This window comes from Promicromonospora sp. MEB111 (assembly GCF_030209445.1).
In the GTDB taxonomy this organism is placed as follows: Bacteria; Actinomycetota; Actinomycetes; order Actinomycetales; family Cellulomonadaceae; genus Promicromonospora.
On the sequence record NZ_JARVSD010000007.1, the window covers coordinates 187,936 to 214,845 of the forward strand.

The window sequence follows — 26,910 nt, forward strand, 5'->3', positions numbered from 1 at the left end:
GGGCTCACCCGACCGGTCGCTGCCGCCACCGCCACACCAGCTTCCGCAGCTCGTCGAACCACAGCACCGACGACGCCATGCCGACCGCCACCGCCCAGTGCGCCAGGTCGAGACCGGCGGTGCCGAAGGCCACCTGGAGGAACGGCACCTCCACGACGGCCACCTGGAGCAGCACCCCCAGCCCGATCGCGCCCCAGAGCCACCGGTTCACGAACATGCGATGGAACGCGCTCGTGGTCTCGGAGCGGGAGTTGAGCACGTTGAAGAGCTGGGCCAGGACGAGGGTGGTGAACCCGGCGGTGCGGGCCACGGTGAGGTCGTCGCTCCCCTCGACCAGGCCGCCGGGCAGGAAGATGTCGATGGTCAGCAGGGTGGCGACGCCCATGACGAGCCCGATGCTCAGCACGCCGGTCCACATGCGGGCGTCGATGATCCGCTCGTGCGAGCCGCGCGGCGGCCGCGCCATCACGTCGTCGGTCTCCGGGTCCACGCCCATCGCGAGCGCCGGCCCGGAGTCGGTGACGAGGTTGATCCACAGGATCTGGGTGGCCAGCAGCGGCACGACGACGGCCTCGCCCCCGGCGGCCCCCTCCAGGCCGACCACTCCGGCCAGCACCACGCCGAGCAGCACCGTGCACACCTCGCCCATGTTCGAGGAGAGCAGGTAGCGCAAGAACTTCTTGATGTTGTCGAAGATGATCCGGCCCTGGCGCACGGCCGCGACGATCGTGGCGAAGTTGTCGTCGCCGAGGATCATCTTGGCCGACTCCTTGGTCACCTCGGTCCCGGTGATGCCCATGGCCACGCCGATGTCGGCGGTCTTCAGCGCCGGGGCGTCGTTCACGCCGTCGCCGGTCATCGCCACCACGTGCCCGTCGGCCTGGAGCGCGTCGACGATCTGCAGCTTGTTCTGCGGGGCCACGCGTGCGTAGACCGAGACGCCGCGGGTGGTCTCGCGCAGCCCGGCGGCGTCCAGGCGGTCCAGCTCGGTGCCGGTGACCGCGCGAGCGCCCGGCTCGACGATGCCCAGGTCGCCCGCGATCCGGGTGGCCGTGACCGGGTGGTCGCCGGTGATCATCATGACGCGGATGCCGGCCCGGCGGGCCTCGGCCACCGCGGGCGCGACCTCGGGGCGGGGCGGGTCGATGATGCCGACCACGCCCAGGTAGACCAGGTCGGACTCGTGCTCCTCGAGCCCCTCGGGCCCGGTGTCCTCGGGGACCCGCCGGTAGGCCACGCCGAGCGTGCGGTACGCCTGCCGGGAGAGGCGCTCGACGTCGGCGAGCGCCTGGGCCCGCCGGTCGTCGTCGAGCAGGACCGTCTCGTCGCCGACCTGCACGTCGGTGCAGCGCGGCAGGAGCACGTCGGGCGCGCCCTTGGTGACGAGCGCCCAGGCGCCGTCGCCGGGCGGGTCCACGAGCGCGGACATGAGCTTGCGCTCGGACGTGAACGGCACCTCGCCGCGCCGTTCGAAGCCGGCGACGCGGTCCACGGTGCCGGCGAGCTTGTGCGCGGCCACGAGGAAGGCGGCCTCGGTGGGGTCGCCCTGGACGGTCCATTCGCCGTCGGTCTCGACGAGCTGGGCGTCGTTGGCGAGGGAGCCGCCGCCGAGCACCATGACCGCCTCCCGGGTGAGCCGCTCGTCCGTCAGGGGCACGGCACCGTCGTCGTCGCCGGCCCCGGCGCCGGAGCCGTCCCCGCGCGTCAGCGCCTCCCCGTCCGGGCGGTAGCCGACGCCGGTGAGCGTGACCTCGCCCGACGCGGTGACCACCCGCTGGATGGTCATCTCGTTCTTGGTCAGGGTGCCGGTCTTGTCCGACGCGATGACGGACGCCGAGCCGAGCGTCTCGGCGGAGTGCAGCTTCTTGACGACGGCGTTGCGGCGCGCCATGGCCTGCACGCCGACGGCGAGGACCACGGACAGGATGGCGGGCAGCCCCTCGGGCACGGCGGCCACGGCGAGCGAGACGCCGAGCAGCAGCACGGTGACGAGGTCGGCCGGGGTGCGGACCTCGTTGACCACGGCCGCCAGCACCATCACGACCACGGCGATGCCGATCACCGTGAGACCGAGCACCCGGCTGACGTGCGCGATCTCGCGCTGCAGCGGGGTGACCTCCTCCTCGGTCGAGTCGAGCAGCCGGGCGATGTCGCCCATCTGGGTGCTCATGCCGGTGGCCACGACGACGGCGCGCCCGACGCCCTGGGCCACGGCGGTGCCCTTGTAGACCATGTCGAACCGGTCGCCCAGCGGCGCCGGGGCCACGAGCGCCGCGGCGTCCTTGAGCACCGCCTCGCTCTCGCCCGTCAGCGAGGACTCCTGGACGCGCAGGGCGGTCGCGCTGAGCAGGCGGGCGTCCGCGCCGACGGCGTCCCCCTCGGCCAGGACCAGGACGTCGCCACGCACGAGCTCGGCCGACCGCACCGTGACCCGGCGCCCGTCGCGCAGCACCGTGGACATCGCCTCGGTCATGGACCGCAGCGCCGCGACGGCACTCTCGGCCTTGCTCTCCTGGACCAGGCCGAGCACGGCGTTGAGCACCACGATGGCGGCGATCACGACGGCGTCCACGGGCACGCCGTGCGCGTCCTCGACCCACCAGACGGCGAGCGAGATGGCCACCGCCACGAGCAGCAGCGCCACGAGCGGGTCCTGGAACTGGTCCAGCACCTTGCGCCACAGCGGCACGGGTGGCCGCGAGCGCAGCTCGTTGGGGCCGTCGGCGGCCAGGCGGCGGGCCGCCTCGGCTCCGGTCAGCCCGGTGGTGGGGTCGACGCCGAGGTCGGCGGCGACGTCGTCGGCCTCCCGGACCGACGGGTCCGGTGCGGGCATCGGGACGGACGGCGGCGGGACGCGCTGCTGCGAGGTGGCCACAGTCGATCATGCATCGGGGGCGCCGCGTGCGCGCGGCTCAGCAGGACGGATGGTCCTCCGGTGCTGGGGCACGTCCACGCCCAGCAGGTCGCCAGGTCGACCCACTGCGGCTCCTCGGTGAATCAGCCGCGCGGCGACTCACCGCGGGCCGGCGGGGACCAGCACGTCGCCCATGTCCCCCTCGCGCCACTGCGCCAGCACCCGGTGGAAGGCGACCGGCCCGGGGCTGTACGACGTCGGCGCGCCGCCCTTCCGCGTGCCCTCGCCGTTGTAGTACCCGGGCGTGCACTCGCCCAGGAACGCCGAGTTGTCCTGTCCCTCGCCCGCCTGCGCGATGGTGGCGGCCCAGGCGTCCTGCGCCTCCACGGTCGGCTCCACGTACCGCGCCCCGGTCTTGGCGGCGCGGGCGACGACGGCGGCGATGTGCCCGGCCTGCTCCTGCAGGATGTGCACGAAGTTCACCGAGTTGGCGTTCTGTGCCGCGCCCAGGTGGAACAGGTTGGGGAACCCGTGGGTGTAGAAGCCGTGCAGCGTGCGCGGGCCGCGCGCCCAGGCGCCCAGCAGCGGGGCGCCGCCGCGCCCGAGGACCGGAAGCGTGCCGGACACCACGCCCGAGACCCCGACCTCGAAGCCGGTGGCGAAGATGACGCAGTCCACCTCGTACTCGTCCTCGCCCACCACCACCGCGTTCTGGGTCATCCGGGTCACGCCGCCGTGGTCGGCGGTGTCCACGAGCGTCACGTTCGGCCGGTTGAACGACTGCAGGTACTGGTCGCTGAACCCCGGGCGCTTGCACATGTACCGGTACCAGGGCTTGAGCGCCGCGGCGGTGGCGGGGTCGGTGACCACCTCGTCGACCCGGGCCCGGATCTGGTTCATCTTGACGAAGTCCGCCAGCTCGTCGAGCCGCTCGCGCTCGGCCGGGTCGAGGGTCGTGTCCACCGCGCCGGTGATCATCTGGCGCTGCAGCCGCGCGGTGCCGGTCCAGCCGTCCCCCGTCAGGTCCTCCGCGACGTCCTCCCCCGCCAGGATCGCCAGGAAGTTCTCCATCCGCTCGCGCTGCCAGCCTGGCCTGAGGCCGGCCGCCCACGCCGGGTCGGTGGGCCGGTTGTCACGCACGTCCACCGACGACGGCGTCCGCTGCAGCACGTACAGGTGCGCCGCGTCCCGGGCGACGTGCGGGATCGCCTGCAGGCCCGTGGCCCCGGTGCCGATCACGGCGACACGCTTGTCGGCGAGGCCGGTCAGGCCGCCGTCCGCCGTGCCGCCGGTGTACCCGTAGTCCCAGCGGCTGGTGTGGAAGGTGTGGCCGCGGAAGTCCTCGATGCCCGGGATGCCGGGCAGCTTGGCCTGCGAGAGCGTGCCGGAGGAGACCACGACGTGCCGGGCCCGCATCGTGTCGCCGCGGTCGGTCCGCACCAGCCACTCGTCGGCGGCGTCGTCCCAGCGCAGCTCCGTGACGCGCGTGTGAAAGACGGCGTCCCGGTACAGCCCGTAGTGCTCGGCGATCCGCACAGCGTGCTGCCGGATCTCCTCGCCGGGCGCGTACCGCCACTTCGGCACGTAGCCCGTCTCCTCCAGCAGCGGCATGTACACGTACGACTCGATGTCGCAGTGGATGCCCGGGTACCGGTTCCAGTACCAGGTGCCGCCGAAGTCGCCCGCCTCGTCCATCATCCGCAGCGACTCGACGCCGGCCTCCCGCAGCCGGGCCCCGGTGAGCAGGCCGCCGAACCCGCCGCCCACCACCAGCACCTCGACCCGGTCGGTCAGCGGCTCCCGCTCGACCCGCTCGGTGTACGGGTCCTTCGCGTAGTAGCCGAACTCCCCCGCGGCGCGCCGGTACTGCGCCGTGCCGTCCGGCCGGACGCGCCGGTCCCGCTCGTGGCGGTACCTCTCCCGCAGGGCGTCCGGGTCGAACCCCAGGCCGGTGGTGGCGGCATCGGTGTCGGTGCTGGTATCGGTGCTGGTCAGATGGGACAAGGCAGGGCCTCTCGTCAGCGGTTCGGCGGGTGTCCCCCGCCGACCACATGAAAACGTACATCCATGTACGTTTTCAACCCCTGCTCCTGTGGCGTCCCGCACGGACCGGGCCGTTACCCTCGGCCCATGGTGGTAGAACGCACGCGACGCGACGCCGCGCGCAACCGCGACCTGCTCGTGGCGGCGGCCCGCCGGGTGTTCGCCGAGCGCGGCCCGGACGTGCCGCTGGAGGAGATCGCGAGCGAGGCCGGCGTCAGCCGCACCACCCTGCACCGCCACTTCGAGAACCGGGAGGCGCTCGCCTCGGCCGTGCTGGAGCACAACGTCACGGACATCGAGGCCAGGGCCGCCGCCCTGGCCGACGCCGACGACGGCGCCGAGCGGCTGTTCCACTTCCTGCTCGACGTGCAGTTCGAGTCCCCGTGGCTCGCGCGCGTCGTCGCGGACGGCCGGATGCCCGGCACCGCCGACCTGGCCGCGCGGACGGCGGCCGCGCTGGACCCGCTGCTCGACCGGGCCCGGTCCCTCGGCCGGGTGCACCCCGGCGTCGGCACCGGGGACGTGCTGCTCACGCTGCCCATGGTGATGGCCGTCCAGGCCGCGGCCTCCGCGGCCGTGGAGTCGGCCGCCGTGGACGCCGCCGCCGGGGCACCGCCGCGTCTGGGCACGACCCGGGCGATCCTGCACCGGGGGCTGTTCACGACGGAGCCGCCGACGGCGGGGTGACGGTCACGCGGCCGGAACCGAGCGTGTCCAGAGCGTTGCCCCGCCGGCCCGTCCGGGGCCCCCTGCGGTCGAGGGTCGCCTAGTAGGCGGCGGCCTCGGCCTTGCGCTGCGGCCAGAGCGCGATGGCCAGCCCGGCCAGGACGCTCAGGGCGTGCAGCACGTTGTCGGCGGCGTTGATGTTGAGGAAGTTGATCTCGGGGTTGCCCACCGCGATCAGGCCGTACACGAACGCCGCCCCGTACCCGGCCACGAGCAGCCAGCCGAACGTCCGCGCCCGGCCGATCGTGGACCACAGGCTGATCCCGAGCACCCCGATCAGGAGGTGCACGACGTTGTGCAGCGGGTTGACGGCGAACCCGAGCAGCGTCTGCTCGTGGTCGTGCTCGGCGAACCCGCTGAACCCGGTCACGAGGAACCCCGCGGCTCCCACCAGCAGGTAGACCGCGCCGATCGTCAGGGCGAGCCACTGGGACACCCCGCGAGTGCGCGTCGAGGACATGGATTGCGTCATGGCGTTACTCCGTTCTGTTCGGCGTTCTCGCAGGTGGTTCGGAGCCGAGACAGGTCCGGATGGGCGGGTTCACGGCGACTTCTGCTCGACGAGCCCCGCCTCGTACGCGAGGATCGCCGCCTTCCTCAAGGGGCGTGGCCGGCCCAGGGGTGGTCCGGCCGCGGCGCCTCCGCCACCAGGGTCTCCAGCGTCGCGCGGGCCCCCACCTGGTGCAGCGAGCCGAGCGCGTCGAGGTAGGCCGCGACAAAACGCGGCTCGGACGCGAGCGACCCGAACAGGTCCGGGCTGCGCAGGAACGCCACGGCGTCGCCCCGCTGCGAGCGGGCGAGCGGCACGAGCCGGTCGGCGAGCCGGTCGACCACCTCGATGGGCTCGCCCTGCTCGTCGGTCCCCTCGGCGTACCGGGCCCAGCTCGCGACGATCGCCGCCGACCGGAGGATCTCGCCGCCGGCGAGCAGCTGCTCGCGCACGATCGGCACCAGCCACTTCGGGATGCGGTCCGACGTCTCCGCGCACAGCCGCGCGAGCGTGTCCCGCACCTCCGGGTTGCCGAAGCGCTCCACCAGCGAGCTCTTGTACTCGTCGAGGTCGACGCCCGGGACCGGGCGCAGGGTCGGCGTCGCCTCGCGGTCCATGAAGTCGCGCACGAACCGCGCCACGACCGGGTCGGCCATCGCCTCGTGCGCGTACCGGTAGCCGCTCAGCCACCCGAAGTAGGCGATGGCCTGGTGGCTCGCGTTGAGCAGCCGCAGCTTCATCAGCTCGTACGGCTCGACGTCCGCGACGAGCTGCACGCCCGCGTGCTCCAGCGGCGGCCGGCCGAGCGGGAAGTCGTCCTCCAGCACCCACTGGAAGAACGGTTCCGCGACGACCGGCCAGCGGTCCGCGACGCCGAGCCGCTCGGCGACCAGGGCCCGGTCCGCGTCGGTCGTCACGGGCGTGATGCGGTCCACCATCGAGCTCGGGAACGCGACCTCGTCGTGCACCCACCGGCCCAGGTCCGGGTCGCGCAGGGCCGCGAAGGCGGCGAACACGGTCCGGGCCTTCTCGCCGTTGCCCTGCACGTTGTCGCAGGACATCACGGTGAACGGCGGCAGGCCGCGCGCCCGCCGTCGGGCCAGGGCCTCCACCACGTAGCCGAACACGGTGGCCGGCACGGCCCCCGGCCGGGCGTCGGCGACGACGGCCGGCGCCGTCGCGTCGAACTCGCCGGTGACCTGGTCGAACCCGTAGCCGCCCTCGGTGATGGTCAGCGACACGATGCGGGTGTCCGGGTGGGCCATGCGCTCCAGCACGGCCTCCGGGTCGTCCGGCGCGAACAGGTACTCCACGATGCTGCCGACCACCCGCGCGTCGAGCCCCCCGTCCGGGTGCTTGGTCACGAGCGTGTACAGGCCGTCCTGCGCCCGCAGCGCGTCGCGCATCGCGGCGTCCCCGGGCAGCAGGCCGACGCCGCAGATGCCCCACTCGCGGGCCTCGCCGCGCCGCAGCAGCTCGTCGACCGCGAGCGCCTGGTGCGCGCGGTGGAAGCCGCCGACGCCGAGGTGCACGATCCCCACGCGGAGGCCGGTGCGGTCGTAGGGCGGCAGGCTGACGGCGGGCACCTTGTCATCGGGTCCGGTGCCGGGTCCGCCGTCGGGCAGCGCTCCCGGCAGCGGGACGGCGAGGTCCAGGGTCACTTGATCGCTCCCATCGCGAGGCCGCGGACGAGCTGCTTCTGCGCGATCCACCCGGCCAGCACCACGGGGACGATGGCGACGGTCGCGGCCGCGGACAGGACGGCGAGGAACTGGCCGCGGCCGTCCACGAAGCTCGTGAGGAACGGCGGGGTGGGGCGCGCCACCTGGGCCGTGAGGAGGTTGGCGAGGAAGAACTCGTTCCACGCGAAGATGAAGCAGATCAGGCCCGCGGCGGCGACGCCGGGCAGCACGATGGGCAGCACCACGCGGAAGATCTCGGTGCCCAGGCGGGCGCCGTCGAGCTGCGCGGCCTCGATGACCTCGCGCGGCACCTCGGCGAGGAACGACCGCATCATCCACACGGCGATGGGCAGGTTGACGCCCACATAGAGGATGGTGAGCCAGGTGATGTTGTCGAGCCCGCCCACGGACTGCAGCAGCAGGTAGACCGGGATGATCGAGGCGGCCACCGGCATGAAGCGGGTGGAGATGAAGAAGAACAGGGCGTCGCGCACGTTGGCGACCGGCCGGATGCTCAGCGCGTAGGCGGCGGGGACTGCCAGGACGAGGACCAGCAGCGTGGACCCGAGGCTCGCGCTGAGCGAGTTGATCAGGTACGGCAGCATGTCGCGCGCGAAGACGGCGTCGAACTGGTCGAGCGTGAGGTCGGGGGCGAACGTGGGCGGCATCGTGGCGGCCTGGTGCTCCGGCTTGAAGGCCGTGAACACCATCCAGGCCACGGGGAAGAAGAACATCAGCACGAGCACCCAGGTGACCGCGGTGATCAGGGCCGCGCGCAGGCGCGAGGAGGTCATCGGTCGATCCCTTCCGTGGAGAAGACCTTGAAGAGGGTGCGCAGCGCGACCGAGGCGACGACGATCGTGACGAGCACGGTCATCACGCCGTACGCGGCGGCCTCGCCGACCTCCAGGCCCACGAACGCCCGCTCGTAGAGCAGGTAGGAGAGCGTCTTGGTACCGCCCGTGCCGCGGGTCATGATCGCGATGGGGTCGAAGACCTGGAGCAGCATGATCGAGGCCAGCAGTACCGCGATCTCGACGTACTGGCGCAGGTGCGGCAGCGTGATCGAGCCGAAGGTGCGCAGCGCCCCGGCGCCGTCGACGGCGGCGGCCTCCAGGACGTCCCTGTCCTGCGCCTGCAGCCCGGCCAGCAGGATCAGCATGGCGAACGGCGTGTACTGCCAGGTCAGCACCAGGATGATCGTGAGCATCGGCAGCTCGGTGTTCCAGGCCACGGGCGGCAGGCCGACCAGCCCGAGGCCCCAGTTGGCCATGCCGGTGGCGGCGTCCAGGATGGACCACTTCCACACCAGGGCCGCGGCGGCGGGCATGACGAGGAACGGCGTGATCATCAGGGTGCGGGCCACGCCACGCCCCACGAAGCTGCGGTCCAGCAGCACCGCGAACAGCATGCCGAGCAGGGTCGAGGCCACCACCGACGTGCCGGTGACGGCGACGGTCGCGCCGAGCGACGACAGGAACGAGCCGTCGCGCAGCACGCTCACGTAGTTGTCGAGACCCGTGAAGCCGCGGTCGCCCGGGCGCAGCATGTTCCAGCGCTGCAGCGAGTAGTAGATCGTCAGCACGAACGGGATCTGGGTCAGGACGATCGAGGTGGCCAGCGCGGGCCAGAGCAGGGCGCGCGAGACGGCCACACGGCGTCGGCGGCTCTGCTGCCCGGTGGGCACCGCCCGCGCGGGCCGTCTCCGCGTCGGGGTGGTCATGAGAACGGTCATGTGGCCCTCCTGGGCACGAGGAACCTGGGCACAAGGAACCCGGGTGCGGGGAGTACGGCTCCCCGCACCCGGGGTCCGGCTACTTCTGGGCGTCGCCCGCCTCCTGGGCGAGGTCCTGGGCGCGTTCCAGCACGGGGGCGAGCTCGCTGCGGCCCGCGAAGACGTCGGCCAGGTCCTGCGAGACCTGGTTCCCGAGGTCCTGGAACTCCGGGATGGTCACGTACTGGATGCCGGTCCACGACTGCGGCGCGACGCCCGGCTGCTCCGGGTTCACGGCGAGCATGATGTCGCGCGTGATGGGCGCGAACGACGCCGCGGCCTCCTCGTACTCCGGGATCTCGTACGTCGAGTTCCGCGCGCCCGGGGGCACCCGGCTCCAGCCGAGCTCCGTGCCGACGAGCTGGTGGTACTCCTTGCTCGTCGCCCACTTCACGAACTCGACCGCCGCGTCGCGGTTCTGCGTGGTCTCGGGGATCGCGAGGTTCCAGGACCACAGCCAGCCGGACTCCTCGGTCTCGACCACCGGCGCGTGGGCGTAGCCCATCTTGCCCGCGACCTGCGACGACTCCGGGTCTTCCAGCAGGCCGGCGGCGACCGTCGCGTCCACCCACATCGCGGACCGGCCCTGGCTCACGTTGTTCAGGCACTCGGTGAACCCGGTGGAGACGGGGTCGGCCTCACCCGCGTCCTCGACCAGGTCCACGTAGAACTGGACGGCCTCGGCGAACTCCGGCTGGTCCACCTGGGCGTTCCACTCGGCGTCGTACCAGCTCCCGCCGAACGTGTTCACCACCGTCGTCAGCGGCGCGAAGACCTCGCCCCAGCCGGGCTTGCCGCGCAGGCAGATGCCGTCCACGTCGTCCGAGTCGACCTCGCGGGCGATGTCGGCGACCTCCTGCCACGTCGGGTGCTCTGGCATGGTCACGCCCGCCGCGTCGAGGAGCTCCTTGTTGTACATGAGCATCGAGGACTCGCCGTAGAACGGGACGGCGTACAGGGAGTCGTCGACCGTCAGGGCGTCCTTGACGGGCTCGAACAGGTCGTCGACGTCGTAGTCCGCGTCGGACCCGAGGTCGCCCGTCAGGTCGGTGAGCCAGCCGTTCTGCGCCCAGATGGGCACCTCGTAGGAGCCCACCGTGACGATGTCGTACTGGCCGCCGTCGGTCGCCACGTCCTTGGTGACGGCGTCGCGCAGGTCGTTCTCCTCCATCTGGATGAAGTTCACCGTGATGTCCGGGTGCTCCTCCTCGAAGGCGGACTTCAGCTCCTCCATGTCCTTCATCTGCGGGTTGTTGACGGTCGCGAGCGTGAGCTCGACCGGCCCGCCGCCCTGTCCGGCGGAGCCGCCGTCCCCGCCGCCTCCCGCCCCGGCGCAGGCGGTCAGCGCCAGCGCGAGCGCCGCGGCTGCGAGGCCGGCGGGCGCTGCCTGGCGGCGCGCAGTTCTCGTGAGCATCATTGCTTCGACCCTTCTGGTCACGTCGTCGTGAGGTGTCGTGGTGCCTCGTCGTCGTGCCTCGGCGTGCTGCCGTTCGGCGTCCGGTGGGGCACGGGTCCGCACATCGTGGGCCTGGCCGCAAACCGGGTCAACGAGGGTGAAACCCAAACGGTCAGCGAGACTGTGGTATCGCACAGCCGGGGGCGGCCGGGGGCCCGACGGCGCGTGCGGGCACGGCTGCCGGACGCCCGCACGGCCGGCGTCAGGGTCCGTTCTGCCCGGTTCTACACCGGGCCGCCACCTGGGAAAACGCATCCCGGACCGGGCACGAACTGCTGGTCCCGACGGGCCGACCGGTCACGCCCCGGAGGCCCCCGGACGGCGCCCGCTCAGACCTGGACGATCTCCGCCCCGGCCGCGTGGAACGCGCGTGCCCGGGCCGAGCCGAGCTGCGTGCCGGTGATCATCGCCTCGAAGTCGTCCAGGCCGGCGAACCGCACGAAGCTGGTCACGCCGAACTTGTGGTGCGCGCCGATGAAGATGCGGCGCCTGCTCACCTCGATCGCGGCGGCCTTCACGCTCGCGACCGTCGGGTCGGGCGTGGTCAGGCCGTCCTCGACGGTCACCCCGTTCGCGCCGATCAGCCCGAGGTCGAGGCGGAAGGTGCGCAGCATGTCCACGGCCGCGCCGTCGACCACGCCCAGGGTCTTGCCCCGCACGCGCCCGCCGATGATGATCACCTGCACGTTGGGCCGGGCCGACAGCTCCGTCGCGACCGGCAGGGACGACGTGACCAGCGTGAGCTCGCGGTCGGTCGGCAGGGCGCGCGCCGCGAGCAGCGGCTGGAACCCCTCGTCGACGAAGATCGTCCGCGCCTCGCCCAGGCGCCGCGCCACCTCGGCGGCGATCCGCGCCTTCTCCTCCGGGAAGCTCTCCCGGCGCTGGGACAGCGCCGTCTCGAACGAGCTGGTCTCCACCGGGAAGGCGAGCCCGTAGCTGCGCCGCACCAGGCCCTGCGCCTCCAGCTTGCGCAGCTCACGGCGCACCGTCTCCTGGGAGACGGACAGCATCCGGGCCGACTCGCTCACCTCGATCCGGCCGCGCCGCCGCACCAGGGCGAGCAGCTCCGCGGACCGTTCGGCCTGCCGCAAGGCGCTCGCCGGGGGCGCACCGGGCTCCGGCGCTGCCGGCACCGTCCCGGCGCTCGCGTCGAGCACCATCGCCACGCCTCCCGTCGTCGGGCTCCTGGCCCCCGAGTCTGCCGCCTACCGGCACATCTCGGAACCCCCGTCCGGGGATCAGCCCGCCAGCAGCGCACCCCGCGCGGCGCCCGCGAGCGCCTCGGCCAGCTCGTCGACCCGCTGCGGGTCGGCCGGGATCTGGGGTGTGGCGACGCGGAGCCACGCAGGGCGGGGCGGCGTGGCGAACGTGCGCGACGACGGCGTGAGCACCATGCCGCGCGCCCCGAGCTCGACCAGGGCCTCGTCCTCGTTCTCGGCGCGCAGCCACACGACCAGGCCGCCCGGGGGTGTCGCGGTGCGCACGTCGCGCGCCGCGAGCGCCCGGGTCAGGTCCCGGCCCCGGTCCGCGTACCAGCGGCCGGAGTCCTGCACGAGGCTGCCGACGGCGGGCGTGGCGAGCAGGTAGGCGAGCGCGTTCTGCAGGATGCGGCTCTGCGCGAGGATGCCGTGGCTGCGCAGGCGGCGCACGCCGAGCACCACGTCGCGGGCCCCGCCGACGACCGTGGTGCGCAGGTCGAGCCCGAAGGCACGGCAGAAGGACGTGATCCGCACGACCCGGCCCGGCAGGAGCTCGCCCAGGCTGAGCGGCCGCACCGGGGCCAGGGGGCCGAGCACGTCCTCCTCCAGCACCCAGGCGTCCGGGGCGTGCCTCGTGAGCACGTCGGCGAGCTCGGCGAGCCGCGGCGCGGTGACGGCACCCTCCAGGGAGAACTCCCCGCCCGGCTGGTAGACGAAGGTGCGCGCACCCGCGGCCAGGGCGCGCTCCAGGGCGTCCGGGAGCGGGCCCGAGGCGTCGGAGGCGACGCCCACGACGTCGAACCCGACGGACCGCAGGTTGCCGATGGTCCCGGAGACCGCGGGCTCCTGGACGGCGATCAGCCCGCCCGGCGCGGTGGCCGCCTCGGCCGTGAGCAGGGTGGCCTCGCCGGCGCCGCTGACGGTCACCCACTCGGCGGCGTCGAACGGCCAGTCCTGGCGCACGGCGTCGAGCAGCGCGGGCGTGATCGCCTCGCGGCGCAGCGAGTTGGTCTGGGGCTCGCGCAGGCTGTGCGCGAAGGCCTCCAGCAGGTCGGGCAGCCGGTCGGTGGTGGGGTGCGCGGACGAGAGGTCCACCGAGGACCAGCCCTCGAACACGGGCGGCTCCCCCGCGCGCGGCCACAGGGGCGCGCTGGCGGGGCCGGCCACGATGGTGCCGCCACGGCGCCGCGTGGTGACCAGACCGCGGTCGACCAGGAGCGACCACGTGCCCGCGATGGTCGAGCGGCCGAGGCCGGACACCGTGGCGACCTCCTCGATCGTGGGCAGCCGGGTGCCCGGCGCCAGCACGCCCTGCTCGATCCACGCGGTGAGCTGCTCGGCGAGCGCGGGGCCGGACAGCCCGCGCACCGAGGCGATCAGGTCGGACGGCGTGCCCGGGGCGGCACTCGCGGCGTCGGGTCCTGTGGTCGTCATCGCTCCTCGTTGGTCTGTTACGGCATGACCGAGAACGGTCGGGCACTTATCATCCAGATGTATATCAGGCGAGCGCACCGTCGCGCGACCACCTTCCATCCCGGCGGAGCCGTTGTCTCATCAGGCGGACGGCACGGGGATCGGCTTGGAGTGATCGGCTCGCCGTGGTTAACGTCTACCCGTGATCATGAATCTTCCATCACATATGGGTGTGGTGGACACGGCCGACCGGATCCTCTCCGGTCGCGAGAGCGCGCGCTCCGTCGCGGAGCGCGCCCTCGCCCGGGCGGACGCCGTGGACCCGGCCGTGCGGTCCCTCGTGTGGCGCGACGACGCCGCGACGCTCGCGGCCGCCGACGCCGTCGACCGCGCCCGGGCCGCCGGCGCGGACCTGCCGCCCTTCGCCGGGGTGCCGATCACGGTCAAGGACACGTTCGCGGTGGAGGGCCAGCCGTGGACCCGCGGCTCCCTCGCGATCGACGAGACGCCCGCGCCGTCGACCGACCTGCTGCCCGCCGCGGCGTTCGCGGCCGGCTTCGTCCAGCTCGGGCGTGCGGCCACGCCGGAGCTCGCCATGACCACCTCCTGCGAGAGCCCGCGCTCCGGCGTCACGCACAACCCGTGGGACCTGACCCGCTCGCCGGGCGGGTCCAGCGGCGGGTCCGCCGCGGCCGTCGCCGCCGGCATCGTGCCCGTCGCGCTGGCGAGCGACGGCGGCGGCTCGCTGCGCGTCCCCGCGTCGTTCTGCGGCCTGGTCGGCCTCAAGCCCGGCCGTGGCCTGCTCCCCCAGCGCGTCCAGGGCTGGGAGGGTGGCGCCACCGAGGGCGTCGTCACGCGCACCGTGGCCGACACGGCCGCCGTCGTGACGCACCTGGCCGCACCCGACCCGCTCGCGTGGTCGCGCGGCCCCGCCGCCCCGGACCACCTCGCCCTGCTGGACCACGCTCCCGGCCCGCTGCGGGTCGGCCTGCTCACCCGCTCGTTCGACCCCCGCATCGCGGTCGACGCCGCGTGCGTCGCCGCGGTGGAGGACGTCGCCGCCGTGCTGCGCGCCCTGGGGCACACGGTCGTCGCGCTCGACGCCCCGGACGGGGGCGCCGAGATCATGGACCTGTACCCGGGCGTCGTCATCCCGGCGTGGCTGCGGCAGACGCCGCTGGACCACCCCGAGCGGCTGCAGCCGTACATCCACCGCGTGATGGACCGGGCCGACGCCCTCGGCGCGGCCGACTACGTGCGCGGGGCCGTCCGGATGCGCACCCTGGCCCGCACGGTCACCGGGGCCCTGTTCGGCGGGGCCGACGTCGTCCTCACCCCCACGACGGCGACCCGCGTGCCCGAGACCGGCGTCGTCCTGGACGAGCTGACCCGGCAGGCGCCCTCGCGCGACTCGGTCGTCTACGAGCGCACGCTCGCGTTCACCACCGTCCCGAGCGTGCTCGGTACCCCCGCCCTCACCCTGCCCACCCACCTGGACGACGACGGCCTGCCGCTCGGCACCCAGCTCGTCGCGCCGCAGGGCGGCGAGGGGCTCCTGCTCCGGCTCGGCGCCGTCCTGGAACGGCACTACGCCTGGGACCGCCGCCTGCCGCCCCACCACCCCGAAGGAACGAGACAACGATGACCTCCCGCTCCCCGCGCCGGGCCGCCCGGCCCCTGACGCGCACCCTCGCCGTGACCACGGCGCTCGCCCTGACCGGCTCGCTGGCCGCCTGCTCCGCCGACGACGGGGGCGGTGAGGCCGCCGCCGGCGACCTGTCGGGCCGGACCCTCAAGGTCGCGGTCTACGCCGGGTCGTGGGGCGAGTCGTTCAACAAGGCGTTCGTCGAGCCGTTCGAGGAGGAGACCGGCGCGACCGTCGAGCTCGTCCCCGGTGGCCCCGCCGACTGGCTCACCGCGCTGCGCTCCACCAAGGACGGCACGCCCGCCTACGACGTCGTGGCGTTCACGCCCAACGTCATCCCGAGCGCGGTCTCCGCTGGCGTGGTCGCCGAGCTCGACACCGCCCGGATCGAGCAGTTCGACCAGCTCAACACCGTGCTCGCCGAGCAGAGCAACGTGGGCGGCACCCAGTACGGCGTGCCCCTGACCGTCGGCTCCACCGGCATCGCCTACCGCACCGACAAGGTGGACGAGCCGCCGACGGACTGGTCCGACCTGCTCGACCCGGCCTACTGCGGGCACGTGGCCGTCTCGCCGCTGACGTTCAACACCGGCGTCGAGTTCCTCGCGGGCCTGATCAACGAGGCCGGCGGCACCATCACCAACCCGGACGACGTGGACGCCGCGTTCAAGCAGCTCGAGACCCTCAAGGACTGCGCCTCGACGTTCCCCGCCGACGGTACGAGCGTCGAGACTGCGCTCTCGAACGGCGACGCCTGGGTCGCGGCGCACTGGGACGGCCGCGCGTTCGTCCAGCAGAACGCGGGCGAGCCCATCGGCTTCGCCTACCCGGCGTCGGGCTCCGTGGGCGCCCTGACCTCCCTGTTCGTCACCGAGGGCACGCAGGAGGAGGAGCTCGCGTACACGTTCCTCGACTACGTGGCCTCCAGCGAGTACCAGCCCGTCTTCTCCGAGGGCACCTGGTACGCCGCCTCCAACGACCAGAACGAGTACCCGGCGCAGTTCGACGAGCAGATCACCAGCGGCAAGGGCGCGTACGACGACTTCGTGTGGGTCGACTACGAGGCCATCACCCCGCAGCTCCCGGACCTGCAGGCGCGCTGGCAGGAGATCTTCGGCTGATGACGACGCCGACGACGGCCCCTTCGGCGGGCACGACGACGCAGGGCCGCGTGGAGATCCGCGGGCTCAGCGTCGGGTACGGCGGCGCGCCCGTGCTGGAGCTCGACGAGCTGACGATCGAGGCGGGCGAGTTCCTCTCGGTCCTCGGGCCGTCGGGCTGTGGCAAGTCGACGCTCCTGTCCGTGCTCGCCGGGTTCGTCACGCCCACCAGCGGGACCGTCGCCATCGACGGGCAGGACGTCACGCACGTGGCGCCGAACCGTCGCGAGACGGGGCTGGTGTTCCAGAGCTACGCTCTGTTCCCGCACATGACGGTGCGGCGCAACCTGGAGTACGGGCTGCGCACCCGGCGCGTGCCGCGCGACGAGCGGGCCGAGCGCGTGCGCGACGCCCTGCGGCTGGTCGACCTGGCGGACTACGCGGACCGCTACCCGCAGCAGCTCTCCGGCGGCCAGCAGCAGCGCGTCGCCATCGCCCGCGCGCTGGTCACCCGCCCGCGGGTGCTGCTGCTCGACGAGCCGCTGTCCAACCTGGACGCCAAGCTGCGCCGCCAGATGCGGCACGAGCTGCGCGAGCTGCAGCGCGAGGTGGGCACCACCACGGTGTTCGTCACGCACGACCAGGCGGAGGCGCTCGCGCTGTCCGACCGGGTCGCGCTGCTCGCGCACGGCGACCTGGAGCAGCTCGGCACCCCGGAGGAGCTGTACCGCACCCCGCGCACCCGGTTCGCCGCGGACTTCGTCGGCGCTGCGAACCTCCTGCCGGTGCGCGACGACGCCGACGGCGGCCGCTCGGTGCTCGGCCGGCCGGTCCGGCTCGCCGCCGATGCCGGGACCGTCGCCCTGCGGCCCGAGCACGTCCGGGTCGTCGAGCCGGGCGGGGACGCCGCCGCCGCGACCGTGCTGTCGGTCGGCTTCGCCGGCGAGCGGTACGAGTACCGCCTGCGCACCACGGACGGCACCGAGCTGCTCGCGAGCCCCGCGGACGGCGGGCGGCGCTTCGCCGAGGACGAGAGCGTGGGGCTCACGTGGTCCGACGACGCCCTCCTGCCGCTCGGGGCGGCCTGACGTGCCGGCCACCCGCACCCGCGACCTGCGCGGCCACGTCGCCGCGATCGTGCCCACGGCGTTCGTCGTGGTCGCGTTCCTGCTGCCGCTCGTCGGACTGCTCCTGCTGAGCCTGCGCCCCACCGACCAGATGAACAACGTGCTGCCCGGGTTCACCGGCGCGCAGTACGCCGAGGTCTTCGGCACGCCCTACCTGTGGGGCTCGGTCGTCGAGAGCCTCTGGCTCGCCGTCCGGGTCAGCGTCACGTGCCTCGTCCTGGCGTTCCCGCTCGCCTGGTACCTCGCCCGCTCGACGTCGGGCGTGGGCAAGTCCCTGGTCTTCGTCATCACGCTGTCCCCGCTGCTGACCAGCGAGGTCGTGCGGTCGTTCGGCTGGCGCGTGGTCATGTCCGGCGAGGGCCCGGTCAACGTCACGCTCCAGGCCCTCGGCCTGATCGACGAGTCCCTGCCGCTGCTGCGCTCGCCGTGGACGGTGTTCCTCGCCGTCGTGCACGTGCTGCTGCCGTTCGCGGTGCTGGCCCTGTCCGCCTCGCTCGGCGCGATCGACGACCGCCTGCTGCAGGCGTCGGCCGACCTGGGCGCGGGCGCGCTGCGCACGTTCCGCTCCGTGGTGCTGCCGCTGGCCACCCCGGGCGTCGTGGCCGCGACGGTGATCGTCTTCTCCCTGAGCATGGGCGTGTACGTGACGCCGCTGCTCGTGGGCGGGGCCAACCAGTCGCTCGCCGGGCTGCGGATCCAGACCGAGGCCATGGTCGCCTTCGACCAGCCGCGCGCCGCCGCCCTGAGCTTCGTGCTGCTGGCCGTCACGCTCGCGGTCTGCGGCCTGATCGGCCTGCTGGGCCGGTTCGCCGAGAGGGGGCGTCGTGCCTGACCGTCGTGCCCCCGAACGTCCCGTGCTGCGCGCCGCCGGCCGGGCCCGCGCCCGCCGCGCGCTGACGCTCGTGCCCGTGGTGCTCGTCTGCGCCTTCCTGCTGCTCCCGCTCGCCGTGGTCGCGCTGAGCTCGTTCAACGCCGGGAACAACTTCCGGTTCCCGCCGTCCGGCCTGAGCCTGCGCTGGTACGCCGAGGTGTTCGGCTCCGCGCAGTGGCTCGACTCGCTCGGCTACTCGCTGCTGCTCGTGCTGCTCGTCGTGCCGGTCGTCGTGGTGCTGGGCACCCTCGGCGGGTACGCCGTCGGCGCGGGGAGCTTCCCCGGCCGGCGCGCGCTCGGCCTGCTGTTCCTGTCCCCCATGGCGGTGCCCGGCGTGATGGTCGGCCTGGCGCTGCTCTACCAGCTCCAGCGCACCGGCATGGTCGGCTCGGCGCAGGGCCTGTGGCTCGCGCACCTGGTGGTGACCTTCCCGTTCTGCGTGCGGGTCGTCGCGGTGAGCGCCGCGGCGCTCGACCCCGCGTTGCCCCGCGCCGCGCGGTCGCTCGGGGCGTCGCCGCTGCGCACCTTCCTCACCGTGACCGTGCCGCTCATGCGGCCGGGGATCGTCGCCGGGGCGTTCCTCGGCGCCGTGATCTCCCTCGGCGAGGTGGCCGTGTCGGTCCTGGTGGCCGGCGCCGGCGAGGCCACCGTGCCCGTGCGCATCTACTCCGCGGTGCAGGTCCAGCTCGAACCCACCGTCGCGGCCGTCTCCACGCTCCTGCTGCTCGTCAGCGTGGCGACCATCGCCGTGCTCGACCGCACCGTCCACGTCTCGAGGTTCCTGTAGCCCATGTCATCCCCCGTGGCTGTCCCCGCAGGCCGCCGTCGCTGGCGCATCGGCATCGACGTCGGCGGCACGTTCACCGACCTGGTCGCCGTCCCCGGCGACGGCGCCTCGTGGTCGCCGGCCGACGCGATCACGCACAAGGTGCCGAGCACCCCGCACGACCCCTCCGAGGGGGTCGAGACCGGGCTGGCCCAGCTCCTGGCGCGCGGGATCGCGGTGGAGGACGTCGCCGCCGTCGCGCACGGCACGACCATCGGCCTCAACGCGATCCTCCAGGGCCGCGTGGCCCGGGCCGCGCTCGTGACCAGCGCCGGGCACCGGGACGTGCTGCAGATCGCCCGCGCGCGGATGCCGCGGTCGTTCGACCTGCACGCCACCCCCGCGCGGCCCATCGTGCCGCGCGAGCACGTGCTGGAGGTGGCGCAGCGGTTCGCCGCGGACGGCGCCGCCGTCGGCGACGGGGCCGGTGCCGACGGGGTGGACGACGCCGAGCTGGGCCGGCTCGTGGAGCGGCTGGCCGCCGTCGCGCCCGAGGTCGTGGCCGTGAGCCTGGTGGGCGGCTACGCCGCCCGCGAGGCCGAGCAGCTGCTGGCCGACCGGCTGGCCGCCGCCCTGGACGTCCCGGTGACGTCGGCCGCCGCGGTGTGGCCCGAGGCCGGCGAGTACGAGCGCACCACGCTGGCCCTGCTGGACGCCCAGATCACGCCGCTGATGACCGGCTACTTCACCGCGCTCCGCGAACGCCTGTCCCGCCTGAGGATCGACGCCCGCGTCTACATCACCACGTCGAACGGCGGCTCGGTGTCCATCGAGGACGCGATCCGGCGCCCCGTGCAGACGGTGCTCTCGGGGCCGGCCGGCGGGGTGTCCGCCGCCGCGACCGCGTGGCCCGGCACGGACATGGTCACCGTGGACATGGGCGGCACGAGCAGCGACATCGGCGTGCTGCGCGGCGGCCGCCCCGTGCTCACCACGACCGCCACCGTGGGGCCGCACCCCCTGATGACGCCCGTGGTCGAGGTGTCCGCGATCGGCGCGGGCGGCGGCTCCGTGGTCAGCGCCGACCGGTCGGGCGCCCGGCCGGTGCTGCGCGTGGGCCCCGCGAGCGTCGGTGCCGTGCCCGGCCCGGCCGCGTACGGCGCGGGCGGCACGCAGCCCGCGCTGACCGACGCCTACGTGCACGCCGGGGTCATCGACCCGGCCACGTTCCTGGGCGGCACGTTCCCGCTGCGCGCGGACCTCGCGACGGCGGCGCTGGCGCGGGTGGCGGACGAGCTGCGGGACGGCGAGGTGTCGGGGGCCGGGCCCGCGCCGTCGGAGGCCGGGCCCGCGCGTGCCGACGGCGTCACCGACGCCGCCCTGCGCGTCGCGTCGGTCGGCATGGCCGCGCGCCTGCGGACCGTGCTGGCCGTGCGCGGCGAGGTGCCCGAGCGGTACACGTTCGTCGCGTTCGGCGGGGCGGGCGGTACGCATGCCGCGCTGCTGGCCGACGAGGTCGGCGTCCGCCGCGTGCTCGTGCCCGCCGCGGCCGGGACGTTCTGCGCGCTCGGCGCAGCGATCGCCCCGATCCGACGTGACGTCGCGCGCACGGTGCGTACCGTCGTCGGCGAGCAGAACGCCGAGGCGCTCACGGCGGCGTCGGCCGGGCTGGAGCGCGAGGTGCTGGACTGGCTGCGCACGCAGGACGTCGCCGCGGCGGGAACCGTCACGCTGAGCGCCGACCTGCGCTACGCGGGCCAGCCGACCACGCTGGAGGTGGTGCTCGCCGAGCGCCCGACCGACGGGGCCGGGGCGGAGCCGCTGCGCCTGGAGATCGAGCCCGTGCTGCGCCGCTTCGCCGAGCAGCACGAGCGGGTCCACGGGTTCGTGGATCCCACCGCCACCGTGCGCGCCGAGACTCTCCGCGCGAGCGTCAGCGTGCGCCTCGGCGAGGTGCGGCCGGGGCACGGCGGAGCGGCGTTCGTGAAGACCGGCGCGCGCGACGTCCGGTACGACGGCACGCCGCGCCCGGCGAGCGTGCACACGCTCGCGCAGGACGGCGAGGCGTCCGTGACCGGACCCGCGGTGATCGAGAAGCCCGACACGACGGTGCTCGTGCCGGCCGGGTGGACCGCGACGACCGACGACGGCGGGAACCTGCACCTGGTGCGGGGCCCTGCCGGGTCCGGCGCCGAGGCCGCCACCAAGAACGAGGAGGGCTGAGCCGTGCTGACGACGGTCGAGAAGGACGTCGCCCACACGCGGCTGCAGGCCGCGGTCGAGGAGATGTGCCTGACCCTGCGGCGCGCGAGCCGCAGCCTGTACGTGCGCGACGCCGCCGACTTCGCGTGCGCCGTGGCCGACCTGTCGGGCCGGTTCGTCGCCTACCCGCAGGACGTCGGCGTCTCCGGCTTCGTGGGGCTCGACCTGACCCCCGCGATCGAGGCCGCGACCGCGAACGGGCCGCTGGCGCCCGGCGACGTGGTGCTGACCAACGACCCCTACCTCTCCGGCGGCCTCTCGACGCACCTGCCGGACGTCCACGCGATCGCGCCGTTCTTCGACGGCGACGAGCTGGTCGGCTACGGCTGGGCGTTCGTGCACGTGTCCGACGTCGGCGGGCGCGTGCCCTCCTCCGTGAGCGTGCTCAACGACTCCGTGTTCGCCGAGGGGCTGCGCGTGCCGCCGGTGCGGTACGTGCGCGCCGGGACCGTGGTCCCCGAGGTCGAGGCGATCCTGGCGGCCAACTCCCGCACGCCCGAGGCCAACCGGGGCGACCTGCACGCGATGCTCGCGGCGCTGGACACCGGACGGCGGCGGGTCGGCGAGCTCACCGCCGACCTCGGCCCGGCCGGGTTCGCCGACGTCGGCGCCTTCGCGCGCGAGCAGAGCGCGGCCCGCGCCCGCAGCGCCCTGCGCACCCTCGCCGACGGCACCTACCGCTTCGAGGACTTCCTCGACAACGACGGCGTGAGCGGCGTGCCTCTGCGCGTTGTGGTCACCGCCACGGTCGACGACGGCGCCGTGCACCTGGACCTCACGGGCACCGACCCGCAGGTCGAGGCCGCGCTGAACATGGTGACGTTCGGGCGCGCGCACTCGTGGGTGGTCACGCGGCTGTTCGCGATCGTCGGCACGCTCGACCCGGCCGTGCCGCTCAACGGCGGGCTGATGGACGTCATCGGCTTCACCGCGCCCGAGGGCACGCTGCTCAACGCGACCGGAACCGCCGCCACGGGCGTGCGGCACGCCACGACCTCGCGCGTGAACGACGTGGTGTCCGGGGCGCTGGTCCAGGCCGCGCCCGAGGTGCTGCCCGCGGCCTCCAGCGGGCTGGTCGTGCCCGTCGTGTTCGCCGCCGCCGACGGGTCCCGCGTGGACGTCGTCGAACCGATGGTCGGCGGTACCGGGGCGCGGCACGGCGCCGACGGCGCGGACGGCCGCGACTCCGGCATCTCCAACCTGTCCAACAACCCGGTCGAGACCGTCGAGGCGAACGTGAGCGTGCGCGTGCTGCGCTACGCGCTGCGCGCCGACTCCGGCGGCGCCGGACGCTGGCGGGGCGGCTCCGGCCTGGAGCTGGAGTTCGAGGCGCTGACCGACGGCGGGCTGCTGGCCCGCGGGCTGGAGCGGCTGCGCTTCCGCCCCTGGGGCTTCGCGGGCGGCCGGCCCGGCGCGCTGACCGAGCTCGTGGTCAATGAGGGACGCACCGACGAGCGGCGGCTGTCCGTCGTGGACGTCCACCCGCTGCGCGCGGGCGACCGCGTGGTGCTGCGCACCTCCGGCGCCGGTGGCTACGGCGACCCGCTCGAGCGCGCGGAGCAAGCCGTGCTGGCCGATGTCGCCGCGGGGCTCGTTACCGTCAAAGCCGCGCTGGAGGCCTACGGGGTCGTGGTGCGCGACGGCGTGGTGGACACGGCCGCGACCGCGGCGGAACGGGCAGGGCGTTCCGTTTCGGGAGAACGGACGGGGCGTTCCGTTTCAGCGGATGGTGGCCGCGCGCACTCGCTCGGACCCGAGCGGGAGCGCTGGGAGCGGGTCTTCCCCTCCGTGCTCGCCGACCGGCTCGACGTCTACCTACGCACGCTGCCGACGACCACGCGCGCGGCACGGCGCCGGGAGATCCTCGGGGGTGTGCTGGCCGGGCTGCCCGAGCGGTTCCCCGGGGTGCCCGCCTCCGAGGCGGCATCGGTCGCGGCCGAGCGGGCGTTCGCGGAGGCGGTGACGGCCGTGGCCGGTCCGACGCCCGGCACCGCGTGAGCGACGCATCCGCGGCGCCGTTCGACGCCGTGATCGTGGGCGGGGGCCCGCGGGCCGTCGCCGTCGTCGCCCGGCTCGCCGCACGACGTCGGCCGGATGCTCCCTGGGGCGCCGCGCCGGACGAGACGCTGCCCGTGCTGCGCGTCGCCGTCGTCGACCGCGTGGAGGTGGGCGCCGGGGCGACGTGGCGCACCGACCAGTCCGCGCTGCTGCTGAACAACACGTGGGCGGCGCGCACCACCGTCCACGCCGACGCCTCGACCCCCATGAGCGGCCCGGTCGTGGCCGGGCCGGACCTCGTCGACTGGGCGCGCACTGCGACGTCGGACACCGCCTGGGCCCGGGACGAGGCGCGCGGGCTCGGCCCCGGCTCGTACCCGACCCGGCGGCTCCAGGGCGTCTACTACCTGGACCAGCTCGACGAGGCCGCCCGTCGCGGGAGCATCGAGGTGGTGCCGGTGCACGGCACGGTCGTGGACGTGCGCGCTGCCGGGTCCGGTCTACGGGAGGTCGTGCTCGCCCCGAGCCCTGACGCCGCGCCCGCCGGACCCGCCGCCGCGAGCGCCTCCGCTCACCCGGCTGTCCCGAGCACCCCGACGCTCCTGACGACCCCCGTCGTCGTGCTCGCACAGGGCATGATCCAGGCCCGCCGCTCCGCCCGGACCGAGCGGTTCGCCGACGCCGCCCGCACCCACGGCCTGGTCTACGTCGAGCCGGGCATGCCCGCCGAGCGGGACTGGGCCGCCGTGCCCGCGGGCGAGGACGTGCTGGTCGCGGGCCTGGGCGCCAACTTCTTCGACGTGCTCGCGCTGCTGACCGTGGGGCGCGGCGGGCACTTCGTCGACGCTGCCACCGGCGCGCCCACCGACGCGTCGGGCCGCCCCTGCGACGACGGCGGCGCCGACGGGCCGCACGCGGGCGACGCCCTGCGCTACGTGCCGAGCGGCAACGAGCCGCACCTGCTCGCCGGGTCGCGGCGCGGGCTGCCGTACCGGGGAAAGGGCGCACTCGCCGACGGGCTGCCCGAGCCCTACCCGGCGCGGATCGCGACGCGCGAGCGCTTCGCCGCCCTGGCCGGTCGCGCGGGCGGGCGGCACGTGCTCGACCTGGCGCGCGACGTCTGGCCCCTGATGGCCGCCGAGCTCGTGCTCGCCCACCTGACGGCCCTCGCCGAGCACCGACCGTCCGCCCTGCGCCCGGGCCTGACGCCGGACGGCCTCGCGGAACTCGTGGAGCGCTCCGACGACCCGGTGCGCGTGGTGGCCGCCCTCGTCGTCGATCCGGCGGACGCCGTCGACCCCGCGCGTGCCGACCGGCCGCCGCTGGTCGCCCCGGCCGACTGGCCCGCGTGGGTCGAGCGCTGGGTCCGTGACGAGCAGGAGTCGGTCGCGACCCCGCTCACCTCACCGCGCGCCCGGGTCAACCAGGCCATGGAGACGCTGCGCGGTGAGGTCGCCCGGCTCACGCGGGCCGGCGTCGTCGACGGCACGTCCCTGGAGTCGAAGGGCGAGGGTGTGCTCATCCCGCTCGGCCTGGCGCTCGCCTCGGGCCCTCCCCCGCGGCGGACGGCCCAGCTCCTGGCGCTCGTCCGGGCCGGCATCGTGGAGCTGCTCGGCGAGGACACGCGGATCGAGGTCGAGGACGGCGCGTTCGTCGCGCGCAGCCGGGTGCGCGACGTCGTCCGCACGCGGGCGTTAATCGAGACGCGGATGCACCGGGGCGCCGTGAGCCCGACCGACGACCCGCTGCTGCGGACCCTGCTCGACTCCGGCCGGGCCCGCCGCCACCCGCTGCCCACGGCGGCGGGCGGCACGGTCCCGTCCGAGAGCCTCGACGTGACCCGGGACGGCTGCGCGCTCGTGGACGCCACGGGCGGCGTCGACGAGCGCATCATCGTGCTGGGTATCCCCGCCGAGGCCGTGCAGCGGGGATCGGCGATCGGGGCCAGCCCGGGTGTGCCGTCCCCGCTGCTCGCGGGCGCGGACGTCGCGGCGGAACGGATCCTCGGGGCCCGCCGCCGTCCGGCCCCCGCGGCGGGCTAGGCCGTACCGTCCCGGACCGCCCGGCGCACCGACTCGTCGTGCTCGGCGTGCGCGCGGTGCAGGAGGTCCATGAGCTCGCTCTCGTCGCGGGCCTTCTGGCGGTACTTCTCGCCGAGGTTCTTGATCGTCGTCTCCTCCTCGCACAGCGCCGCGTAGACCCGGATGCGCTCGGCGTGGTCGGCCGTGTAGCCGAGGTCCAGGTACTCCGTCGCGTGCCGGCGCGCGTTGGCGATCGCGGTCTGCGCACGCCCCGCCTTGCTCCACAGCGAGGCGACCACGGTCACGATGATCACGCCGATGATGACGGTCAGCGACAGGCCCGTGCTGATCTCGAAGACCGGTACCGGCTCGCCGCCGTTGATGAACGGCACGTTGTTCTCGTGCAGCGCGTGGAGCACCAGCTTGACCCCGATGAACGCGAGGATGATGGCGAGCCCGTACGAGAGGTAGATCAGCCGGTCGAGCAGGCCGTCCAGCAGGAAGTAGAGCTGGCGCAGGCCCAGGAGCGAGAACGCGGTGGCGGTGAACACGATGTACACGTTCTGCGTCAGGCCGAAGATCGCGGGGATCGAGTCGAGCGCGAACAGCAGGTCGGTGCCGCCGATCGCCACCATGACCAGCAGCATCGGGGTCAGCGCCCGCTTGCCGTCGTGGATCGTGAACAGCTTGTCGCCGTCGTAGTCCGGGCTGGTGTGGAACAGCCTGCGGGCTACCCGCACCGCGATGTTCTCGTCGTGCCGCGACTCCGAGCTCTCCGGCTTGAGCATGTTGCCGGCCGTGACCAGCAGGATCAGCCCGAAGAGGTAGAACACCCAGGCGAACGAGTTGATCAGGGCTGCGCCGAGAAAGATGAACCCGGTGCGCGCCGCCAGCGAGAACGTGATGCCGAACAGCAGCACCTTCTGCTGGTCCTCCCGCGGCACGCGGAAGCTCGTCATGATGATGAGGAAGACGAAGAGGTTGTCGACCGACAGCGCCTTCTCCGTGATGTAGCCGGAGAAGTACTCCGACCCCGCGTCGACCCCACCCAGCACGAGCACGCCCACCCCGAAGAGCAGGGCGATCCCCACGTAGATCGAGGACCAGATCGCGGCCTCTCTCAGCCCGGGGACGTGCGCCTTGCGCACGTGGAAGAAGTAGTCGAAGAGGAGCAGCAGCACGATCCCTGCGACCGTGAGCGTCCAGGTGAGCGGCGAGACATCCATGCGGCCTGCTTTCGGTCGAGGGACAGAGCCGCTCGGTGCCCGCGACGGCTTCGGGCAACGAGGTGGCTGGTGTCCGGACGAGGCGAGGCCTCCGAGGTTACCCCGCGGACGCCGCTCGGTTCTCGTCGAACGCATGGATTGGCAGTGAGGCCAGCATCTGTCTCAGACATGGGTGATACGGCCCATCGATCTTGTCCACGTGGGCCACGAGGGAGCCTTCGCAGCGTTGAGCAACCAGGCAGTGGCGACAGCAGGAT

General features: G+C 74.0%; 19 protein-coding genes. 9 read left to right on the top strand and 10 right to left on the bottom strand.

The genetic code is table 11. From position 1 onward, the window contains the following. Positions 1-4: 4 nt before the first annotated feature. The gene (locus tag QRN56_RS07705; protein WP_285102469.1) at positions 5-2,833 is read right to left on the bottom strand and encodes a cation-translocating P-type ATPase; all 2,829 of its coding nucleotides are present in this window, start codon (positions 2,831-2,833) and stop codon (positions 5-7) included. Between the two features lie 180 nt (positions 2,834-3,013). Continuing rightward, the gene (locus QRN56_RS07710) at positions 3,014-4,858 is read right to left on the bottom strand and encodes a flavin-containing monooxygenase (RefSeq protein ID WP_285102222.1); all 1,845 of its coding nucleotides are present in this window, start codon (positions 4,856-4,858) and stop codon (positions 3,014-3,016) included. A 126-nt stretch (positions 4,859-4,984) separates the two neighbouring features. On the opposite strand from QRN56_RS07710, the gene QRN56_RS07715 reads away from it, so the two are divergent. Beyond that, the gene (locus QRN56_RS07715; protein WP_285102223.1) at positions 4,985-5,584 is read left to right on the top strand and encodes a TetR/AcrR family transcriptional regulator; all 600 of its coding nucleotides are present in this window, start codon (positions 4,985-4,987) and stop codon (positions 5,582-5,584) included. A 79-nt stretch (positions 5,585-5,663) separates the two neighbouring features. Here the strand turns inward: QRN56_RS07715 and QRN56_RS07720 are convergent, their stop codons facing one another. The 7 genes from QRN56_RS07720 to QRN56_RS07750 form a co-directional block, all read right to left on the bottom strand. Further along, entirely contained in the window at positions 5,664-6,095 is a 432-nt protein-coding gene (locus tag QRN56_RS07720) for a DUF4383 domain-containing protein (RefSeq protein ID WP_285102224.1), read from the bottom strand. Between the two features lie 125 nt (positions 6,096-6,220). Next, positions 6,221-7,699 carry a mannitol dehydrogenase family protein gene (locus tag QRN56_RS07725; protein ID WP_285102470.1) on the bottom strand — a complete coding sequence of 493 codons (1,479 nt, stop codon included), beginning with the start codon at positions 7,697-7,699 and terminating at the stop codon, positions 6,221-6,223. A 71-nt stretch (positions 7,700-7,770) separates the two neighbouring features. Continuing rightward, complete coding sequence (locus QRN56_RS07730) at positions 7,771-8,589, bottom strand: carbohydrate ABC transporter permease (protein ID WP_285102225.1); 819 nt, start codon at positions 8,587-8,589, stop codon at positions 7,771-7,773. Beyond that, the gene (locus QRN56_RS07735; protein ID WP_285102226.1) at positions 8,586-9,530 is read right to left on the bottom strand and encodes a carbohydrate ABC transporter permease; all 945 of its coding nucleotides are present in this window, start codon (positions 9,528-9,530) and stop codon (positions 8,586-8,588) included. The genes QRN56_RS07730 and QRN56_RS07735 overlap by 4 nt, the downstream gene beginning before the upstream one ends. Positions 9,531-9,609: 79 nt before the next feature. Further along, positions 9,610-10,986 (bottom strand): ABC transporter substrate-binding protein, encoded by a 1,377-nt coding sequence (locus QRN56_RS07740; protein ID WP_285102227.1) that lies wholly within the window; start codon positions 10,984-10,986, stop codon positions 9,610-9,612. Between the two features lie 368 nt (positions 10,987-11,354). After that, positions 11,355-12,185, bottom strand: coding sequence for a DeoR/GlpR family DNA-binding transcription regulator (locus tag QRN56_RS07745; RefSeq protein WP_285102228.1), 831 nt, complete (start codon positions 12,183-12,185; stop codon positions 11,355-11,357). Between the two features lie 78 nt (positions 12,186-12,263). Further along, positions 12,264-13,658 carry an aminotransferase class I/II-fold pyridoxal phosphate-dependent enzyme gene (locus QRN56_RS07750; protein ID WP_285102229.1) on the bottom strand — a complete coding sequence of 465 codons (1,395 nt, stop codon included), beginning with the start codon at positions 13,656-13,658 and terminating at the stop codon, positions 12,264-12,266. A gap of 211 nt (positions 13,659-13,869) precedes the next feature. On the opposite strand from QRN56_RS07750, the gene QRN56_RS07755 reads away from it, so the two are divergent. Genes QRN56_RS07755 through QRN56_RS07790 form a run of 8 tightly spaced genes read left to right on the top strand, consistent with a single transcriptional unit; the run spans position 13,870 to position 25,448 of the window. After that, on the top strand, positions 13,870-15,282 hold the full coding sequence (locus QRN56_RS07755; protein ID WP_285102230.1) for an amidase: 1,413 nt from the start codon (positions 13,870-13,872) through the stop codon (positions 15,280-15,282). Beyond that, positions 15,279-16,403 carry an ABC transporter substrate-binding protein gene (locus QRN56_RS07760; RefSeq protein WP_285102231.1) on the top strand — a complete coding sequence of 375 codons (1,125 nt, stop codon included), beginning with the start codon at positions 15,279-15,281 and terminating at the stop codon, positions 16,401-16,403. Before QRN56_RS07755 ends, QRN56_RS07760 begins: the two co-directional genes overlap by 4 nt. Further along, positions 16,403-17,470: an ABC transporter ATP-binding protein gene (locus QRN56_RS07765; RefSeq protein ID WP_285102232.1), complete on the top strand. Its 1,068-nt coding sequence runs from the start codon at positions 16,403-16,405 to the stop codon at positions 17,468-17,470. Before QRN56_RS07760 ends, QRN56_RS07765 begins: the two co-directional genes overlap by 1 nt. Position 17,471: 1 nt before the next feature. Then, complete coding sequence (locus QRN56_RS07770; RefSeq protein WP_285102233.1) at positions 17,472-18,341, top strand: ABC transporter permease; 870 nt, start codon at positions 17,472-17,474, stop codon at positions 18,339-18,341. After that, the gene (locus QRN56_RS07775; protein WP_285102234.1) at positions 18,334-19,167 is read left to right on the top strand and encodes an ABC transporter permease; all 834 of its coding nucleotides are present in this window, start codon (positions 18,334-18,336) and stop codon (positions 19,165-19,167) included. Before QRN56_RS07770 ends, QRN56_RS07775 begins: the two co-directional genes overlap by 8 nt. A 3-nt stretch (positions 19,168-19,170) precedes the next feature. Next, a complete protein-coding gene (locus tag QRN56_RS07780; protein WP_285102235.1) occupies positions 19,171-21,369 on the top strand; it encodes a hydantoinase/oxoprolinase family protein in 2,199 nt (732 codons plus the stop codon). 3 nt (positions 21,370-21,372) lie between these two features. Beyond that, entirely contained in the window at positions 21,373-23,406 is a 2,034-nt protein-coding gene (locus QRN56_RS07785) for a hydantoinase B/oxoprolinase family protein (RefSeq protein ID WP_285102236.1), read from the top strand. Next, a complete protein-coding gene (locus tag QRN56_RS07790; RefSeq protein ID WP_285102237.1) occupies positions 23,403-25,448 on the top strand; it encodes an FAD/NAD(P)-binding protein in 2,046 nt (681 codons plus the stop codon). Before QRN56_RS07785 ends, QRN56_RS07790 begins: the two co-directional genes overlap by 4 nt. Here QRN56_RS07790 and QRN56_RS07795 read toward each other — a convergent pair. Beyond that, positions 25,445-26,653: a TerC family protein gene (locus QRN56_RS07795; RefSeq protein WP_285102238.1), complete on the bottom strand. Its 1,209-nt coding sequence runs from the start codon at positions 26,651-26,653 to the stop codon at positions 25,445-25,447. The genes QRN56_RS07790 and QRN56_RS07795 overlap by 4 nt on opposite strands. Between the last annotated feature and the right edge of the window lie 257 nt (positions 26,654-26,910).